Source organism: Vibrio sp. SBT000027, assembly GCF_963894355.1.
Classification (GTDB): Bacteria; Pseudomonadota; Gammaproteobacteria; order Enterobacterales; family Vibrionaceae; genus Vibrio; species Vibrio splendidus.
In genome coordinates this window covers 856,311-874,126 of sequence record NZ_CAWQGD010000004.1, presented here as the reverse complement: position 1 = coordinate 874,126, position 17,816 = coordinate 856,311, and the positions used below count along the sequence as shown (strand labels likewise).

Annotated in this window: 18 protein-coding genes; 2 read left to right on the top strand and 16 right to left on the bottom strand. The window is 44.2% G+C overall.

From position 1 onward, the window contains the following. Window positions 1–13 precede the first annotated feature (13 nt). A complete protein-coding gene (locus AACU28_RS13870) occupies window positions 14–955 on the bottom strand; it encodes a chemotaxis protein CheV (RefSeq protein WP_004736572.1) in 942 nt (313 codons plus the stop codon). A 168-nt stretch (window positions 956–1,123) separates the two neighbouring features. Then, a complete protein-coding gene (mlc, locus tag AACU28_RS13865) occupies window positions 1,124–2,341 on the bottom strand; it encodes a sugar metabolism global transcriptional regulator Mlc (protein WP_017084008.1) in 1,218 nt (405 codons plus the stop codon). Window positions 2,342–2,660: 319 nt separating this feature from the next. On the opposite strand from mlc, the gene pyk reads away from it, so the two are divergent. Beyond that, window positions 2,661–4,109: a pyruvate kinase gene (gene pyk / locus AACU28_RS13860; RefSeq protein ID WP_004736568.1), complete on the top strand. Its 1,449-nt coding sequence runs from the start codon at window positions 2,661–2,663 to the stop codon at window positions 4,107–4,109. 180 nt (window positions 4,110–4,289) lie between these two features. On the opposite strand, the gene AACU28_RS13855 is transcribed toward pyk, so the two are convergent. Both AACU28_RS13855 and cydH read right to left on the bottom strand, forming a co-directional pair. Further along, window positions 4,290–5,504 carry a patatin-like phospholipase family protein gene (locus AACU28_RS13855; RefSeq protein WP_017088593.1) on the bottom strand — a complete coding sequence of 405 codons (1,215 nt, stop codon included), beginning with the start codon at window positions 5,502–5,504 and terminating at the stop codon, window positions 4,290–4,292. Window positions 5,505–5,545: 41 nt separating this feature from the next. Beyond that, entirely contained in the window at window positions 5,546–5,635 is a 90-nt protein-coding gene (cydH, locus tag AACU28_RS13850; protein WP_099165371.1) for a cytochrome bd-I oxidase subunit CydH, read from the bottom strand. A 145-nt stretch (window positions 5,636–5,780) separates the two neighbouring features. On the opposite strand from cydH, the gene AACU28_RS13845 reads away from it, so the two are divergent. Beyond that, entirely contained in the window at window positions 5,781–6,374 is a 594-nt protein-coding gene (locus tag AACU28_RS13845) for a hypothetical protein (RefSeq protein WP_029404968.1), read from the top strand. 111 nt (window positions 6,375–6,485) lie between these two features. On the opposite strand, the gene AACU28_RS13840 is transcribed toward AACU28_RS13845, so the two are convergent. The 12 genes from AACU28_RS13840 to AACU28_RS13785 all read right to left on the bottom strand — a co-directional run bounded on the left by AACU28_RS13840 (window position 6,486) and on the right by AACU28_RS13785 (window position 17,816). Next, window positions 6,486–6,890 (bottom strand): hypothetical protein, encoded by a 405-nt coding sequence (locus AACU28_RS13840; protein ID WP_017078132.1) that lies wholly within the window; start codon window positions 6,888–6,890, stop codon window positions 6,486–6,488. A gap of 229 nt (window positions 6,891–7,119) precedes the next feature. Further along, window positions 7,120–8,550 carry a PTS glucose transporter subunit IIBC gene (ptsG, locus tag AACU28_RS13835; RefSeq protein WP_004736562.1) on the bottom strand — a complete coding sequence of 477 codons (1,431 nt, stop codon included), beginning with the start codon at window positions 8,548–8,550 and terminating at the stop codon, window positions 7,120–7,122. 444 nt (window positions 8,551–8,994) lie between these two features. Then, entirely contained in the window at window positions 8,995–9,762 is a 768-nt protein-coding gene (locus AACU28_RS13830; protein ID WP_017093784.1) for a TatD family hydrolase, read from the bottom strand. Continuing rightward, complete coding sequence (locus tag AACU28_RS13825) at window positions 9,753–10,718, bottom strand: DNA polymerase III subunit delta' (RefSeq protein WP_054547258.1); 966 nt, start codon at window positions 10,716–10,718, stop codon at window positions 9,753–9,755. Before AACU28_RS13825 ends, AACU28_RS13830 begins: the two co-directional genes overlap by 10 nt. Before the next feature lie 6 nt (window positions 10,719–10,724). Then, window positions 10,725–11,357: a dTMP kinase gene (tmk, locus tag AACU28_RS13820; RefSeq protein WP_065605493.1), complete on the bottom strand. Its 633-nt coding sequence runs from the start codon at window positions 11,355–11,357 to the stop codon at window positions 10,725–10,727. A gap of 10 nt (window positions 11,358–11,367) precedes the next feature. After that, the gene (gene mltG, locus AACU28_RS13815) at window positions 11,368–12,384 is read right to left on the bottom strand and encodes an endolytic transglycosylase MltG (RefSeq protein WP_012603571.1); all 1,017 of its coding nucleotides are present in this window, start codon (window positions 12,382–12,384) and stop codon (window positions 11,368–11,370) included. Further along, window positions 12,381–13,259 (bottom strand): aminodeoxychorismate lyase, encoded by an 879-nt coding sequence (gene pabC, locus AACU28_RS13810; RefSeq protein ID WP_121603074.1) that lies wholly within the window; start codon window positions 13,257–13,259, stop codon window positions 12,381–12,383. Before pabC ends, mltG begins: the two co-directional genes overlap by 4 nt. A gap of 104 nt (window positions 13,260–13,363) precedes the next feature. Then, on the bottom strand, window positions 13,364–14,608 hold the full coding sequence (fabF, locus tag AACU28_RS13805; RefSeq protein WP_004736554.1) for a beta-ketoacyl-ACP synthase II: 1,245 nt from the start codon (window positions 14,606–14,608) through the stop codon (window positions 13,364–13,366). 93 nt (window positions 14,609–14,701) lie between these two features. Beyond that, the gene (gene acpP, locus AACU28_RS13800; protein ID WP_012603569.1) at window positions 14,702–14,935 is read right to left on the bottom strand and encodes an acyl carrier protein; all 234 of its coding nucleotides are present in this window, start codon (window positions 14,933–14,935) and stop codon (window positions 14,702–14,704) included. Window positions 14,936–15,101: 166 nt separating this feature from the next. Continuing rightward, window positions 15,102–15,836 (bottom strand): 3-oxoacyl-ACP reductase FabG, encoded by a 735-nt coding sequence (gene fabG / locus AACU28_RS13795; RefSeq protein ID WP_183091208.1) that lies wholly within the window; start codon window positions 15,834–15,836, stop codon window positions 15,102–15,104. 25 nt (window positions 15,837–15,861) lie between these two features. Beyond that, entirely contained in the window at window positions 15,862–16,785 is a 924-nt protein-coding gene (gene fabD, locus AACU28_RS13790; protein WP_017078125.1) for an ACP S-malonyltransferase, read from the bottom strand. A gap of 80 nt (window positions 16,786–16,865) precedes the next feature. Then, window positions 16,866–17,816, bottom strand: a complete 951-nt coding sequence (locus AACU28_RS13785) for a beta-ketoacyl-ACP synthase III (RefSeq protein WP_010437276.1) — start codon at window positions 17,814–17,816, stop codon at window positions 16,866–16,868.

Here is a 17,816-nt window from a genome sequence, read left to right as displayed (position 1 = left end):
ACAGCAGTCTTAATTATAAAATCTGACGCATTCGTTCTTGAGTCACTTCAACCAGAAGGTCCGGTTGGAACTTAGAAATAAAGCGATTACACCCTACTTTCTCAACCATGGCTTCATTAAAACTTCCACTTAATGAAGTGTTTAGCGTGATGAATAGGTCATGCATTCTTGGATCCGTACGCACTTCATGCGTCAGTTTATAGCCGTCCATTTCAGGCATTTCGGCATCGGTGATCATCAGCAATATTTCTTGATTGATGTCTTTGCCTTCATCACACCAACCCTTAAGTAAGGTCAGTGCTTCTAAACCATCACAACATTCAATAATGTTCAAACCCAGTTGCGATAAGGTACCTTTAATCTGGTTACGCGCGGTTGAAGAGTCATCAACGATAAGTACATTGCGTCCAACCATTTCATTGGCAAGTTGCTCATCTAATACACCGTCAGAAATCGAAACATCATAATCGATGATTTCAGCGAGTACCTTTTCAACATCAATAATCTCAACGATCTTGTGCTGCTCTTCTTCTTGAATATGCGTGATAGCCGTCAGGTAATTGGCACGACCCGTTGTCTTTGGCGGCGGCTGAATTTCAGTCCACGTCGTATTCACGATATTACGCACTTGTCCAACCAAGAAACCTTGCACAGTTCGGTTGTATTCCGTGATGATCAAGTTATTTTCTTGAGTCTCATCTCGTGACGGTGGGAAGCCAATCGCGCTGCGCAAATCGATAACAGGCACCGATTCACCACGTAGAGACGCAACACCCGTAATATGATGGTGAGAGCCCGGCAAGCGAGTGAGTACTGGCACTTTTAGGACTTCTTTCACTTTAAATACGTTAATCGCAAAAAGTTGACGACTGTTTAAGCTGAATAACAAGAGCTCCAGACGGTTTTCACCGACCAGTTTGGTTCTCTGATCAACCGAATTTAAAACGCCAGACATACAACACCTTAGTGACAAATAATAACTGTGGCTACAATAGCCTACTTCAATAGGTTAAAGCAAAGCGCCAATGCACAGAATGCTTAAACTAAGTACAACAAATGATGTTATACAAAGCTTAAGTACATGGAAAGGTTTCGGGTGAGGCTAAAAGACGAGTATAAGGAGTTAACCTTCAACAACTTTCATTAACAGTTGGCCATCATATAAGGCTTGTTTAACAAGCGCAGCACCAGGCATGGTTGCTTGTTTATAGAATCGAGATTCCACCAGCTCTAAATCTTGATGGTAAACCGATAAACTCTGCTCTTCGATACACTTTTGAATCGCAGGGTACAACACGCTTTTAGCCTGATTGATAACACCACCCACCAAGATTTTCTCAGGGTTGAAAAGGTTAATCACAATCGCTATCGCGGCACCTAAGTAACGACCTAGCTGTTCAATAACTTCAACAGCCAATGGATCGCCATCAGCAGCGGCAGCACAGATCTGTTCAATAGTGACATCTTCAAACACAGTTAATGACGATGCTTCACCATTAGCCAGTCGCTCTTTCACTTGATCACGGATCGCCTGAGAACTCGCGACTGTTTCTAAGCAGCCTCGGTTACCACAATGACAAAGTTTGCCCTGCTTATCGATCTGAATATGCCCAAGTTCACCGATATTACCGTGGCGACCTTGCAACACTCGGCCGTCAAGGATGATCCCAGCACCGACACCATGGTGAATCGAGATAAGAACTGAATTATCGTTGTCTTGTGAGTGACCAAACAGCTTCTCTGCTAATGCCCAAGCTCGGGTATCATTGGCAATAAAAACAGGCAGACCGGTTTCTTTGTAAATCTCAGGACCCAACGCTAAATTTTTAACGTTGTAGTGCGGCATCTGCAACACAATACCTTGCTCAGAATTCACAAGGCCCGGTAGCGTAACCGCAATGCTTGTTACCCTATCGAGTTGCTCAGCATAGGTTTGGAAAAATTCATCAATTTCATGTAGAAGACGCGCAAGTACATCATCTTGGTCACGTTCATGAATATCAATCTTGGTATCGATAAGCACGTCACCGCCCAATTCATGAAGCGCGATCGTCAAGTATCCGCGACCAAGACGCATCGACAGAAACTGCCAACCTTCGTTATTGGTTTGCAGACCGACAGCAGGACGCCCACGAGTCGTGGCTTCTTGAACCGTCGTTTCGTGAATAAGGTGAGCTTCAATGAGTTCACGGGTAATTTTAGTAATACTCGCCGGAGCCAACTCACTTTGCTTGGACAGATCGATACGAGAAATAGGACCTTTAAGGTCAATTAGTTTATATACACGACCAGCATTGACCTGTTTGATATGATCAATATGGCCCGGTTGAGCCATGTACATTTTACGCTCCAGAAATCATCAACGAGTTAATTTTTTTACTTTGCGAAGTAATTGTGAAGTCACTTGGTATATCGCCGTGACCAGTATCACGTATATACATGAATCTTTGTGTATCGAGTCAAATAGTTCGAGGAAAATTAACACCAAAATCGATAAATTGAGACTTAATTTTCAGAATAAAACATCGTTATTGAGCCCTGAATTCAATAATTAGAGACAAATAATGAAATATCTCCCTAGCTCCCAATAAATAATCAATTAATGCATATACTTAATTCAGTCTTTTAAAAGATTACTTGGCCTCACTCTAGGAGTATTCATGACAGCCGAATTAAGAAAAACGAAAATCGTCACAACGCTAGGCCCTTCTACTGATAAAGGTAACGTGCTTGAAGAGATCATCAAAGCCGGTGCCAATGTCGTCCGCATGAACTTCTCTCACGGCACCAGCGACGACCATATACAACGCGCAGAAAACGTCAGAGCAATTGCAAAAAGACTTGGCACTCAAATCGCTATTCTCGGTGACTTACAAGGCCCCAAGATTCGAGTATCGACATTCAAAGATGGTAAAATCCAACTTGCTGTGGGTGACAAATTCACTCTCGACAGTAGCCTAGGTTTAGGTGCAGGCAACCAACAAGCGGTCGGTCTTGATTATAAAGAATTACCTAACGACGTTTCAGCTAACGACATCCTGTTACTCGACGATGGTCGTGTTCAGCTGAAAGTGACCGAAGTGGAAGGCTGTCGCGTTCATACAGAAGTCATCATTGGCGGTCCACTGTCAAATAACAAAGGCATCAATAAAAAAGGCGGTGGCCTTTCCGCAGAAGCGCTGACAGAAAAAGATAAGCGCGACATCGTCACCGCAGCCCAAATCAAAGTGGATTACCTCGCAGTGTCTTTCCCACGCAACGGCGCAGACATGCACTACGCTCGTCAGCTTGCACGAGAAGCGGGCTTAGAAGCTCACCTTGTAGCAAAAGTAGAGCGAGCAGAGACGGTAGCCACTGTTGAGAACATGGATGACATCATAATGGCCTCAGATGTGGTCATGGTGGCTCGTGGTGACCTCGGAGTAGAGATTGGCGACCCTGAGTTGGTCGGGGTACAAAAACAGCTTATACGCCGTGCTAGAGCGCTTAACAGAACTGTCATCACCGCAACTCAGATGATGGAATCAATGATCTCAGCACCAATGCCAACCCGTGCCGAAGTGATGGACGTTGCCAATGCGGTACTTGATGGAACAGATGCTGTCATGCTTTCAGGTGAAACCGCTGCCGGTGATTACCCAGTTGAAACCGTAAAATCGATGGCAGAAGTCTGTATTGGCGCAGAGAAAATGGCGGGCATTAATAACCAATCTAATTACCGTATTGACCGTACTTTTGTCACCGCCGAAGAAACTGTCTCAATGGCAACCATCTATTCTGCAAACCATATGGAAGGCATTAAGGGCGTAGTCACTCTCACCGAGTCAGGCCGTACTGCACTGATGATGTCTCGTCTAAGTGCTGATATGCCTATCTACGCGCTGTCTCGTAACGAAGGAACACTTAATCGCTGCACCTTATACCGCGGTGTGACACCTATCTACTTCGAGACAGAAGCCGAAGATAGCTTTGACATTGCCCTATCTACGCTCACTTGCCTAAAAGAGAAAGAGCATCTTAAGTTTGGCGATCTCGTGATCGTCACTCAAGGCGACATTATGGACGTGGCAGGATCAACCAACTGTATGAGAATCTTGCCTGTCACTTAATCAGTTAGTGTTTGATTAGGTCAGTTCGTTGATCAGCGACCCAGCCAAGATCAAAAAAGGGTTATTGAACTAAGTTCAGTAACCCTTTTTCACTTCAGAACCTTGTTAGCTCATTACGTACTAACTTTCAAATTCGAGTATTACTTATCAATTTCGAATATTACTTAGCAATTTCGAATATTATTTATCAGCAGCGCAAGTCGCCAACTGTGGCATATGTGAGCTGCGAGCGTTTTCCGTTGAAGTATAGGTTTCTACAAATCGGTAACCCGCCTCTAAACCTAAGTCGTAATCGTACAGCAAATCTTCCTTGTCACTCATCAAAGAGCTCGACTTAAGCGGTTTGCTGGGTGCAATTTGAACAACAAACGCATCGTCCGGTGGAGAGTTCAAAAAGTTCTGAGTTAATGAGTAGGTCTGATAATGAACCATCAACATGTCAGCTAAGCCAGAATCAAACTTATCGCCAATCAAATGACTTAAACGATAAATATCATCAGCACCAAATAGCCATCGTCCACCATTGAGCAGGTCAAGGTGCCCTCTATCGCGCTTTTGCTCCTTTGAACGGAGAATTTGCTGCTGAAAGAATGACGTCCAATCGGTTTTCCATTGTTCTACTTTTTGTTGCCAATGATCTTGCACACTATCAAACGACTCACGGAACCATTCCAACTCCTCAGCCGATATAGGCTTAGGTGCTTTCATTAAGGCATGTTTACCTTGAATCTCCTTGGATAGCTCGGCTCCCTCTTCCAATACAGGCTCAGTACGTATCACGACTATCGATCGAGCTTGCCTACGCCATGCTTCTTGCACAGGAATAGACGCAGACACGCCACCGTCAACATAAGCACTGTCACCAATGAAGATTTCATCATTGTACAAACGAGGGATGGCACAGGTCGCAATCATCACTTTGTACCAGTCTTCTCCCATCAACGGAAAATAATGGTCTCGTAAGTCTTTAGAATCGGTTACTGCCGCCGAGAAATGGCGATCACCTAAGGTTTGTCGTCCCAAATCAAGATCAAGCTTGTATGGGTAAGCCATGATCTGTTCTAAGGCCCACTCTAAACCTAAGTTCTGTCGCTTTCGTATATAAGAGAAAAGATTGAAGAATTCTGGAGCCGTCGTTAAATCAAGAACGAAAGAACGACCTAGCCCTTTATCACGGCACAGATAGGCACACAAATTAAGCGCACCCGCTGAGGTGCCAAAGAATTCGTCGAAAGGGTCAAAATTAGAAAGAAGAAATGCGTCCAGCACACCAGCCGTAAAAATACTTCGCTGTCCGCCGCCTTGGGCAACCAGTGCTGTTTTTCCAGCAATAAACTTAGCGTAGTAATCTAAGTCTATTGCCGAATCAATATTGGTTATAATCCCACTATTCATTATTCCCTGAGTCTAGAAACTCAGCCTCGCAATAGATGGTATTAGCTACCAATCGCAATAAAGCCAAATGAAAGAATGATGGTGTAGATTACTACTGTTATTTGTAGCGCATTTTTCAGATTATGGTCCATAAACACCTCTGGCTTATTATTAATTTGTCGAGTATCTATTTAAGTATTATCAGGTGTGTGAAGTATCTTCAAGAATCGTCGAAATTAGTCGCACAATATTGATGTAACCATCACAATTAGTAAGTGTATGGATAAGGATATACTCATGAATAACAAAGCAAATATGATTGCGCTTGTTGCGCTCATTTCCGCTTCAAACTTGTATGCAGCGCCGGAAATTATTATCACTCCGATGATTGGTTATACAGGTGGTGGTAGCGTCGAAGACCAGGATGGTAATACTTATGATATGGAAGGTTCAGAAAACTTCACCTTCGCCATTGAAACTCCTCTTGAGAAAGGTCGTATCGGCTTTTTCTATTCCAATCAGAGCTCTGAGTTAGAAACGCTCAATCTAAGCTCCTCAATTCAATACCTGCACTTTCAAAGCAGTATCTACTACCCTGCTTCCTCTGCGTTGTCAGGATATCTAGGGTTAGGTCTTGGTGCTTCTTACGTTGATGTAGATTGGGCGAAAGATAAATATGGGTTCTCAACTTCTATCTTTGGTGGCTTAGAGTACAAATTCAGTAACCGCTTAGCGTTAAATACACAATTACGTTGGCTAGGTACTGTGGTCGACAACGACACTTCTGGTGTTTGTAACGTACCGAGCAATGGCCAAGACTGCATCATCCGCTTTGATACTGACTGGATGAACCAATTCCAAGCCAATGTTGGATTGAGTTTTACCTTCTAGGTTGAGTCCCCATATTGGATCAATCAGTCTTTAGACTAGAAGTATTCTAACGAAATGAAAAAACCAGCTTGATGCTGGCTTTTTCATTATAAAAACGGTTTTCAGTTCAACTTAGAACTTGTAGGTCACACCTAGTGCGCCGCCTACTTGTAACTCAACACCTTTGTACATGTCGAGCTCAGGGTGAACTTGTGCGTAAGCATTCCAACCTTCATAGAAATTCACTTTCACGCCTAGCGGCAAACGCAAACCAAAATCGTCATTCCATTCAGCCCAAGCACCTGCACCAACATACCAACTTAAAGGCGCTTCAGTTTCAAACTGACCACGCTTAAAAATATAGTCAAATGCGGCACCATCGTTACCAACGGTTGCACGATACTTTTGATCAAACTCAACAACGACACTTAAATCTTGGTCGAGGGCTAAACCAACTTCTAGGTTTGGAGCTTCAGAAGCGTGAGCGAACGAAATCCCACTGCAGCACATAAGGCCAATCAAGTAACGATGTTTCATAATATTCTCAGACTGTTTTGAAAAAACGGTAGGTTACTTGAATCATAGCTAAAGATGTCATCACTTGGTTAAAGATCGCAGCCATTAAACGATCAAGAACGAGTAACAACACATCGAGTTAAGTGGTAATTCACTGATTTTGAAAAGATGAAACGTAGAAAGGTCTTTATGTTGCAGAAAACAAAAAAGGAGGCCTTTCGGCCTCCTTTCAATTTATTGAATCAGTGAATTAACCGTTGTTACGAATCCACTCATCCATGTCTGTCTTAAGGTTGTCAGACTTAGTACCGAAGATAGCTTGTACGCCACCAGCAACTACAACAACACCTGCAGCACCTAGTTTCTTCAGTTTGTCTTGGTCAACAGCTTCTGTATCAGCTACTGCAACACGTAGACGAGTAATACAAGCGTCAAGACCAGTGATGTTCGCTTTGCCACCGAATGCAGCAACTAACTCACCAGCAAGCTCAGTACCAGTTGCAACGATGTCGTCTTCTGACTCGTCTTCGCGACCTGGAGTTTTAAGGTCAAGTGCTTTAATCACAGTGCGGAATACAATGTAGTAAATTGCAGCGTAACCAATACCACATACAACCATTAGGCCCATCTTAGACGCGTTGCCAGATAGAACTAGGAAGTCGATTAGACCGTGTGAGAAAGATGTACCGTGTACAAAACCTAGAGTGTTCGCAAGAACGTATGCAGAACCAGCTAGTAGAGCGTGGATTGCGTACAGTACTGGAGCAACGAATAGGAATGAGAATTCGATTGGTTCAGTGATACCCGTTAGGAATGAAGTCAACGCAGCAGAAGCCATGATGCCCATTACTTTAGCTCGGTTTTCAGGCTTAGCTGAGTGTGCAATTGCGATTGCAGCAGCCGGTAGGCCGAACATCTTGAACATGTAACCACCAGCTAGCTGACCGAAGCCATTGCCCGCTGCACGAGATGCGTCATCAGCAACTAGGTAACAAGTAAGAACACCGTTTTGAGTTTCGCCAGCAGCGTTTACACAAGTACCAGCTTCAAAGAAGAAAGGTACGTTCCAAACGTGGTGAAGACCAAATGGAATTAGAGAACGCTCAACGATACCGTAGATACCAAACGCCACTTGTGGGTTTTGGTGAGCAGCCCAATCAGAGAACGCAGAGATAGCGCCGCCAACTGGTGGCCATACTACAGATAGTAGGATTGCTAGACCAATCGCAGAGAAACCTGTGATGATTGGCACGGCACGCTTACCAGCGAAGAAGCCTAGGTACTCTGGTAGTTGAATACGGAAGAAACGGTTGAATGCCCAAGCAGCAACACCACCGACTAGGATACCACCTAGTACACCAGTATCGATTTTATCAACGCCCATTACACCAGCCATTACGCCAAGTGTAGCAGTCATGATGCCGTAACCAACGATAGCAGCTAGACCAGCTACACCGTCGTTATTAGTAAAGCCAAGTGCTACACCTACTGCGAACAGTAGTGCCATTTGACCGAATACTGAACCACCCGCTTGTTCCATTAAGTTTGAAACAATTTCTGGAATGAAAGGAAGGTCTGCTGCACCGACACCTAGCAAAATACCCGCAACTGGTAAAACTGATACTGGTAGCATCAGAGACTTACCAACTTTCTGCAGGTTAGCAAAAAGGTTCTTAAACATGTTTATGCTCCTGATAAAGATAAAATAATTATATGGGTTCTAACGGCACACCCCCGTAGCCTATATGTTAGCACCCAGTGAAAATGTAACCATGTATTGCATTATATTTTCTGCCGCTAAATATATATTGATGCGGAACTAACTTTCTAGTCACTTACGAAATTTAGTTTCAAAACACGTCTTGGATCACATGTCAAATCTAGAAATGCAATGCTTTACAAGACATTAAATCATTGAAATATAAATATATTTTTTGATGGGCGTATTATTTTACTGGGTAAATAAAATAGGAGCTAATGTTATTTTTAGTAACAAAATTACAAATGATGTAAATAGTGCTCTCAAGTTCAACATAATTAGTAAACATTAAAAAAAAACGTACTTTTGGTGATCAAAAACACAAAAAGGGAGCTTTCGCTCCCTTTTATTTGTTTAGTTAGTTTTTTATCGCAAAAAAAGTTTTCGGTAATTTTTGGTTGTTTGTTCAGCAACCTCTTTCATTGACAGCCCTTTCAACTGCGCGATATAAGCCGCTACTTCGACCACATATGCAGGCTGATTCTGTTTACCTCGATATGGAATCGGAGCCAAGTATGGCGAATCCGTCTCGATCAGCAACCTATCTAGCGGTAGGTTTTTCACAACATCTTTAAGTTCTGTGGCTTGTTTAAAGGTCACAATACCTGAGATCGAGATATAAAAACCTAACTCCATTGCCGCTTCGGCGAACGCTTGATCTTCAGTAAAGCAATGAATCACACCGCCGCACTTCTCTGCTCCACCATCGCGTAAAATAGCTAACGTATCTTCACGCGCGTTACGCGTGTGGATGATCAAAGGTTTATTAAGCTCAACAGCCAACTCAACGTGCTGCTTGAACCTAAGCTGTTGTAGTTCTGCCGTCTCTGGCTGGTAGTGATAATCTAAGCCTGTCTCACCTATCGCCACAACCTTTGGATTGCTCGCATACTCACGCATTCTTTCTAGACAGAAATCGCTCTCTACATCGAGAGGGTGAACGCCACAAGAAGCTTTAACGTTATCGAACGGCGAGATCATCTCAAGCATATTTTCAAACGAGTCTAATGTCACACCGACAGAAAGCAGTTGGTCTACGTTTGCTGCCTTCGCCTTATTAACCACGTCTTCTACACTGGTGTGTAAATCTTGGTAATCCAGTTTGTCCAAATGACAGTGGGAATCTACGAACATGTTTCCTCGCAAGTGGCAATCAGCCAGTTCATTATGAGTAGCTCCGTATTGAGCCCGGGGTGTTGCTTTAACTGCTCAATCAATATCAACAGTTTATTCGATGCTGCGTAAGCACTTTGATAAGACATTACCTCAACCAAAGCTTTCGCACTCGGAGTCATCGCCTGATTCGCCAAACCAAAATGCAGCTTTTGCACGTCAGACAGTAAGTGCCATAGCCAGCCTAGTTGAACCAAAGGATCTTTACTAAGCTCTGTGGAAAACTTCAGCATGTCAGGTTGAGTGCCTTTGATTACATTGACAAAGCCATCGAGCACTTTTGTTGAGGCTTCAACACCGCCTTGCTCAAACATGGCTTTCGCTTTCAAAGGCGCGTTGTCATTGAGCGCTAGAATATACTGCGGAACCGCTTTACCTACTTCCCCATCTAGCCAAGTCGATCCAGTATCCAACTGTGGGCTAACCACATTGAATTGCTGACAGCGGCTAATAATAGTCGGCATTAAGCGATTACTGTTACGAGTAGAAAGAATGAAGATGCACTTACTTGATGGCTCTTCTAGAGTTTTCAGCAATGCGTTCGACGCCGATTCGTTCATCGCCTCTGCAGGGTTAAGCAAGATAACGCGCAAACCACCTAACTGGGACGATTGTTGAGCCCAGCGGTTACTCGCACGTACTTGGTCAACGGTAATCGATTTACCTTCTTTCTCAGGTTCAATCACATGGAAATCCGGATGACTCCCCGACTTCATCAATTCACAACTGTGGCAAAATCCACACGACTCGCTTTCGTAATTAGTACACATTAATGCATCGGTAAGTTGGCTAATCAGCGCATCAACGCCGAGCCCTTCCGGTGCATTAACAATAACAGAGTTAGGAAAACGTTCTGCATCGAGACTTTTTTTCCACTCACTCCATACCGGTGTGAGCCAAGAATACACTTCAGCCATGACTACCTACTGTTTATTGAGCCAAGCACTGAGCGCGACTTTAATATCAGCGGCTACTTGCTCAATTTCTTGCTGCGCATTAATCACGAGTACAGAATCGTCTTGCCCTGCAATTTCTAAGTAACGCTCACGCGTGCGATCGAAAAATGAGATGTCCATTTTTTCAATTCTATCAAGCTCACCGCGGCCTCTAGCACGCTCTAGTCCTACTCTAGGGTCTAGGTCCAAATATAGCGTTAGATCTGGCTTAAAGCCGCCTAGCGTGGTTGCTTTCAGTGATTCCATCGTAGTGCGTGCTATCTGACGACCACCACCTTGATAAGCTTGAGATGACATATCATGGCGATCACCCAACACCCATTTACCGCTGTCTAATGCGGGCTTGATGACGTTCTCGACTAATTGAACACGTGCCGCGTACATCAGCAATAGTTCCGTCATATCTTGAAGCTTCTCACCTTCGTGCTCTTCTTTAACCAATGAACGCATCTTTTCAGCTAAGACAGTGCCACCCGGCTCACGAGTATTGACGATATCTTCAACACCCGATGCTTTTAATGTCTCAACGATGGCATTGATTGCTGTACTTTTGCCAGCACCTTCAAGGCCTTCAACTACGATAAATTTCGACTGATTCATAATTATTTCTTTATTTGTTTTTTCTTAATTGCTTTAAGTAAGCTCGTACTGCACGGTTATGCTCAGTCAAACTCTTTGAAAATACGTGACCGCCGGTTCCACTCGCAACGAAATACAGGTAGTTACTCTTCTCTGGATTCAGCGCAGCATTGATAGACGCTTTGCCCGCCATTGCAATCGGCGTCGGTGGTAAACCACTCATTGTATAGGTGTTGTATGGCGTTGGAGTACGTAAGTCTTTCTTACGTATATTGCCTTTGTAACTGTCGCCCATGCCGTAGATAACCGTTGGGTCAGTTTGCAGACGCATACGCTTGTTCAAGCGATTAACGAACACAGAAGACACACGTTCACGCTCTGACGCTACTGCAGTCTCTTTCTCAATGATAGACGCAAGAATTAGCGCTTCATATGGCGATTTAAGAGGCAGTTTATCGGCTCTATTTTCCCACTCATCATTGACCACGTTCATCAGATCTCGGTGGGCGCGTTTCAACAAATCTAAATCCGTTGTGCCATAGGTGTAGTGGTATGTTTCCGCTAAGAAAAGGCCTTCTAGCTTTTCATTTTCGATACCAAGCTTTTGTGCGATCTCTTTTTCAGAGACATCATTCAACGTCTGCTGAATGAATTCGTTGTCTTTTAGCTGAACAAGCCACTCGTCAAAACGACTGCCTTCTACGAAGGTAATGGTAAATTGGTGCTCCTTACCTTCTACAAGCACTTGTAGCGCCTGCTCTAGAGTTAAACCGGGTTCAAGCAGGAATGTACCCGCTTTTACGTCTACAAGCTCAGGATGTAACTTACGGATTAATTTCTCGTAAGGAGAAGCCTCAAAAAGCCCCTCGTTAATCAACTGTGCTAGAACACGGTTAAAGCTGCTACCTGAAGCAACGGTAACCACCTGCGGTTTTTCTAATTGAATAACTTGTTTCAGGTTATCTTGCGCTTGGTTGTAAACGTAGAACCCAGCAGCTGCGGCTGCAATTAGGCACAAGATAATAAAAATAAATAACTTTTTGATCACGAGTTTAGTTGTCCTTGAAGGCTACGAGTAACGGTTCCAATGTTAAATTGGGTATCACTAATACGGGTAACTGGGGCAACCCCTAAGATGGAGTTGGTCATGAAAATCTCATCAGCTTGCATGAGTTGAGATAAGCAGTAGTCACTAATTGTAACGGAAAGTTCAGCTTGATTCAGCGCGGTTAACACTTGCTTACGCATAACCCCCGCTACACCACTTTGCGTGAGTTGAGGTGTATATATCATCTGACCTTTGCGCCAAAACAGATTAGCCATGGTGGTTTCAATCACATTGCCCGAGATATCAAGAACTACACCATCAGCTTCATCGGCCTGATCCATTTCATCTTTCATCAAGATCTGCTCAAGACGATTATTGTGCTTATGGCCTGCGAGCAATGGGCTCAAACCTAGTGCTTGTTGGCAGATACCGAGTTCTACACCAGAATCTTGCCACGCTGAATAATGACTAGGGAAATCAAATGTACTGATGGTTATCGTTGGCTTGGCGATATTCTTGGTACTGTAGCCACGACCGCCGACCCCACGGCTAACGTGTAGCTTTATCCCAGCTTTTTGATTATGAGGCTTGTTTGTATCATGGAGGATCTTTGAACCATAAAGGCTCTTTGTTCCATGAAGATCGTTATCTTGGATATGTTGAAGTGCATTATCGATCCAAAGGCTAACAACATCCCAATCAAGTGTTGGTATACGCAACGCTTTAAGGCATTCGTCGACACGACATTGATGATCATAAAAATGCTGAACCTGACCCTCTTGGACAAGCATGGTGGTAAAACAACCATCCCCGTACTGGAACGAACGATCCAAGATATCGACAGTTTGCTGGCTTTCTCCATCAACCAAAAACATGTTTTTCCCCATAAAAAGAAACGGCTCAATGCTAAAGCATCAAGCCGTTTAAAAACAAGTCTAATTATGACTATCTACGAATGTTTACATCTTTAATAAGATGATTAAATCTTTTTGAAGATCAAACAGCCGTTTGTACCACCGAAACCGAATGAGTTACATGCAGCATATTCCATACCGCTAACTTTACGCGCAGTGTGGGGTACTAAGTCAATATCTAAGCCTTCTTCAGGATCATCTAAATTGATTGTTGGTGGAACAATTTGATCAATTAGAGACATCGCTGTGATAATCGCTTCAGCAGAACCTGCAGCACCTAGAAGGTGGCCTGTCATTGACTTCGTAGAAGAAACCAAGACTTGCTTGCTGCCTGCTTCGCCAAGAGCACGCTTGATGCCCTTAACTTCCGCTACGTCACCTGCAGGAGTCGAAGTACCGTGTGCATTAACATAACCGATTTGTTCACCAGTAATGCCAGCATCACGCATAGCCGCTTCCATTGCTAGTGCACCACCAGAGCCATCTTCACTTGGAGATGTCATGTGGTAAGCGTCACCCGACATACCGAAGCCAACTAGCTCACAGTAAATCTTAGCGCCACGAGCTTTAGCATGTTCATACTCTTCAAGAACCATCATGCCTGCACCGTCACCAAGAACGAAGCCGTCACGGCCTTTGTCCCATGGACGAGAAGCTTTTTGAGGCTCATCGTTACGAGTAGACAGTGCTTTAGCCGCACCAAAACCGCCCATACCTAGTGGTGTAGATGCTTTTTCAGCACCACCCGCTAGCATTGCGTCAGCATCGCCGTATGCAATCATACGAGCCGCGTGGCCAATGTTATGTAGGCCAGTCGTACATGCTGTAGAGATCGCGATGTTTGGACCGCGTAGGCCACGCATGATAGACATGTGACCCGCAATCATATTCACGATCGTCGACGGTACGAAGAACGGGCTGATTTTACGAGGGCCTTTTTCAGTTAGAGCCTTGTGACCGGCTTCGATCAAACCAAGACCACCAATACCAGAACCGATAGCAACGCCTACACGAGGAGCGTTTTCTTCAGTAATAGTTAGGGCTGAATCATCTAAAGCTTGAATACCTGCTGCGACGCCGTACTGGATGAACAAGTCCATCTTACGAGCATCTTTTTTAGTCATATACTCTTCGCAGTTAAAGTCTTTAACTAGACCTGCAAAACGAGTTGAGAAATTGGTTGCATCAAAATGATCGATATTAACGATACCACTTTGACCAGCTAGCAGGGCTTTCCAAGAAGATTCTACAGTGTTGCCTACCGGCGACAACATACCCATGCCAGTGACAACTACACGACGCTTGGACACGATATTACACTCCGGGGATTGAGGTGATTTAAGATGAGGATAGATGAGTTAGATAAAACACAGGCGGTCAAGGTGACCGCCTGGGAGAGATTATTACTGAGCGCTAGTTACGTAATCGATAGCAGCTTGAACAGTAGTAATTTTCTCAGCTTCGTCATCTGGGATTTCAGTGTCGAATTCTTCTTCTAGAGCCATTACTAGCTCAACTGTGTCTAGAGAATCTGCACCTAGGTCATCAACGAAAGAAGCTTCGTTTTTAACTTCAGCTTCGTCTACACCTAGCTGTTCAACAATGATTTTCTTTACGCGTTCTTCGAGGTTGCTCATTTTTTCTTTTCCTTTACAGAGTTCGCTTTATGCGATGTTTTCCGTAGTTTATTCAATCTATTGAAAGTTGCAAGGTCAACTTTTCTGGTCAAACCACAATTTTCACGATTTTAACCGAAATTACGTATGATCTTGACTTAAATCATGCACAAATGTTGCACATAATTTACACCATGTACATACCGCCATTGACGTGAAGTGTTTCACCTGTGATATAAGCTGCCGCAGGTGACGCCAAAAATACCACAGCTTCAGCGATTTCGCGAGGGTCACCTAGTCGACCTGCTGGTACATTCGCCAAAGTTGCTGCACGTTGGTCATCATTTAGCGCTTTAGTCATGTCTGTTTCGATGAAACCTGGCGCTACAGTGTTCACTGTAATACCACGAGACGCAACTTCACGAGCCATTGATTTAGTGAAACCAATCACACCAGCTTTTGCTGCTGCGTAGTTAGCTTGACCAGCGTTACCCATAGTACCTACTACAGAACCAACGTTTACGATACGGCCTTGACGCTTTTTCATCATGCCACGCAATACAGCTTTAGACATGCGGAAGATAGGCGTTAGGTTAGTATCGATGATGTCATTCCATTCATCGTCTTTCATACGCATAAGAAGGTTATCACGAGTGATACCTGCGTTGTTAACCAGAATGTCAATCGTACCGAATTCATCGTTGATGGTTTTCAGTGTAGCAGCAATTGAGTCAACATCAGTGACATTAAGAGCAAGACCTTTACCGTTCTCACCAAGGTACTCGCTGATTGCAGCAGCGCCGCCTTCAGACGTAGCAGTACCGATAACTTTAGCACCACGCTCAACTAAAAGCTCAGCGATTGCACGACCGATGCCACGGCTTGCGCCTGTAACTAGTGCAACTTTGCCTTCTAAATTCATCATAACTTCTCTATTAATTGGTTATTTACTTAGCAGCGTCTAGTGATGCAGTGTCATTAACTGCAGCAGCTGTCATAGTTTTAACAATACGTTTTGTTAGACCAGTAAGAACCTTACCTGGGCCTAATTCTAGTAGCTTTTCAACGCCTTGCTCATTCATCGCTTGTACACCTTCAGTCCAACGAACTGGGCTGTATAGCTGACGAACAAGTGCGCTTTTGATTTTTGCAGGGTCTGTTTCAGCAATAACATCGACGTTATTGATAACAGGCAGTGCCGGTGTGTTGAACTCTAGAGCTTCTAGAGCAACCGCTAGCTTGTCTGCTGCAGGCTTCATAAGGGCACAGTGAGACGGCACAGATACGGGTAAAGGAAGAGCACGTTTAGCGCCTGCTTCTTTACATAGTGCACCAGCGCGCTCTACTGCCGCTTTGTTACCCGCGATTACAACTTGGCCAGGTGAATTGAAGTTAACTGGAGACACAACTTCGTCTTGTGCCGCTTCTTCACACGCTTTAGCAATCGCTTCATCATCTAGACCGATGATTGCGTACATTGCACCAACGCCAGCAGGAACCGCTTCTTGCATCAGCTGACCACGTAGCTCAACTAGCTTGATCGCTTCTTTAAAGTCGATAACACCCGCACACACGAGTGCAGAGTATTCGCCTAGGCTGTGACCTGCTAGGTTTGCAGGTTGCTCTAGACCAAGCTCTTGCCATACACGCCAGATTGCAACAGACGCAGTGAGTAGAGCCGGTTGAGTACGGAAAGTTTCATTTAGATTTTCTACTGGACCATCTTGAACCAATGCCCATAGATCGTAACCAAGTGCTTCTGAAGCTTCAGCAAATGTCTTTTTAACAACATCATACTGTTCGCCTAGGTCAGCAAGCATACCGATAGCTTGAGAGCCTTGGCCTGGGAATACGATAGCAAATTTGCTCATTGTAATTTTCCTTTAAGCAAAGCAAAAAATTGAATAAGGCACATAAGTTATGTGCCTTGTTTGTTGATTATCGCTTGGGGTTAGAATTTAACTAACGCAGAACCCCAAGTGAAGCCGCCGCCAAATGCTTCGAGTAGAAGCGTTTGACCACGTTTAATTCGCCCGTCGCGAACAGCCTCATCAAGGGCCGTTGGTACGGTAGCTGCCGACGTATTGCCGTGCTTATCAAGAGTAATCACAACTTGATCAAGCGACATCGTCAGCTTTTTAGCGGTTGCCGAGATAATACGGTAATTCGCTTGGTGTGGAACTAACCAATCAAGCTCTGACTTATCCATATTGTTCGCCGCTAATGTGTCTTTAACTAGCTTAGAAAGCTGAGTTACCGCCACTTTAAATACTTCGTTGCCCGCCATGTGCAGCCATTTGTCTGCATCACCGCCACGCTCTGGAACTTCTAAGCTTAGAAGCTCACCATATTTACCATCAGAGTAAATGTGAGTAGACAAAATACCTGGCTCTTCGCTTGCGCCTACAACCACCGCGCCTGCAGCATCACCAAATAAGATGATAGTAGAGCGGTCAGTCGGATCACAGGTTTTTGACAGTGCATCCGCACCGATTACCAAAACGTTTTTACACATACCAGTCTTGATATGTTGATCAGCAACAGACAGTGCATAGACAAAGCCAGAACACGCCGCAGCTAAATCAAACGCAGGGCAGCCTTTGATACCAAGCTTACCTTGTACCTGACATGCCGAAGACGGGAATGTATGGCTACTGCTGGTTGTCGCGACGATGATTAAATCAATATCTTCTTTGTCGATACCTGCCATCTCAATGGCATTCTCAGCAGCGTAAAACGCCATATCCGCAACGGTTTCGTTTTCCGCTGAAATACGACGCTCTTTAATACCTGTTCTAGCAACGATCCACTCATCGCTAGTCTCTACCATTTTCTCTAAGTCTGCGTTAGTACGCACCTGAGATGGCAAGTAGCTGCCAGTACCTAAAATTTTGCTATACAT

Excerpts from the sequence above, each read along its gene's own strand:
- AACU28_RS13870 (WP_004736572.1), bottom strand. The coding sequence starts at position 955 with ATGTCTGGCGTTTTAAATTCGGTTGATCAGAGAACCAAACTGGTCGGT.
- mlc (WP_017084008.1), bottom strand. The coding sequence starts at position 2,341 with ATGTACATGGCTCAACCGGGCCATATTGATCATATCAAACAGGTCAAT.
- pyk (WP_004736568.1), top strand. The coding sequence starts at position 2,661 with ATGACAGCCGAATTAAGAAAAACGAAAATCGTCACAACGCTAGGCCCT.
- AACU28_RS13855 (WP_017088593.1), bottom strand. The coding sequence starts at position 5,504 with ATGAATAGTGGGATTATAACCAATATTGATTCGGCAATAGACTTAGAT.
- cydH (WP_099165371.1), bottom strand. The coding sequence starts at position 5,635 with ATGGACCATAATCTGAAAAATGCGCTACAAATAACAGTAGTAATCTAC.
- AACU28_RS13845 (WP_029404968.1), top strand. The coding sequence starts at position 5,781 with ATGAATAACAAAGCAAATATGATTGCGCTTGTTGCGCTCATTTCCGCT.
- AACU28_RS13840 (WP_017078132.1), bottom strand. The coding sequence starts at position 6,890 with ATGAAACATCGTTACTTGATTGGCCTTATGTGCTGCAGTGGGATTTCG.
- ptsG (WP_004736562.1), bottom strand. The coding sequence starts at position 8,550 with ATGTTTAAGAACCTTTTTGCTAACCTGCAGAAAGTTGGTAAGTCTCTG.
- AACU28_RS13830 (WP_017093784.1), bottom strand. The coding sequence starts at position 9,762 with ATGTTCGTAGATTCCCACTGTCATTTGGACAAACTGGATTACCAAGAT.
- AACU28_RS13825 (WP_054547258.1), bottom strand. The coding sequence starts at position 10,718 with ATGGCTGAAGTGTATTCTTGGCTCACACCGGTATGGAGTGAGTGGAAA.
- tmk (WP_065605493.1), bottom strand. The coding sequence starts at position 11,357 with ATGAATCAGTCGAAATTTATCGTAGTTGAAGGCCTTGAAGGTGCTGGC.
- pabC (WP_121603074.1), bottom strand. The coding sequence starts at position 13,259 with ATGTTTTTGGTTGATGGAGAAAGCCAGCAAACTGTCGATATCTTGGAT.
- acpP (WP_012603569.1), bottom strand. The coding sequence starts at position 14,935 with ATGAGCAACCTCGAAGAACGCGTAAAGAAAATCATTGTTGAACAGCTA.
- fabG (WP_183091208.1), bottom strand. The coding sequence starts at position 15,836 with ATGAATTTAGAAGGCAAAGTTGCACTAGTTACAGGCGCAAGCCGTGGC.
- fabD (WP_017078125.1), bottom strand. The coding sequence starts at position 16,785 with ATGAGCAAATTTGCTATCGTATTCCCAGGCCAAGGCTCTCAAGCTATC.
- AACU28_RS13785 (WP_010437276.1), bottom strand. The coding sequence starts at position 17,816 with ATGTATAGCAAAATTTTAGGTACTGGCAGCTACTTGCCATCTCAGGTG.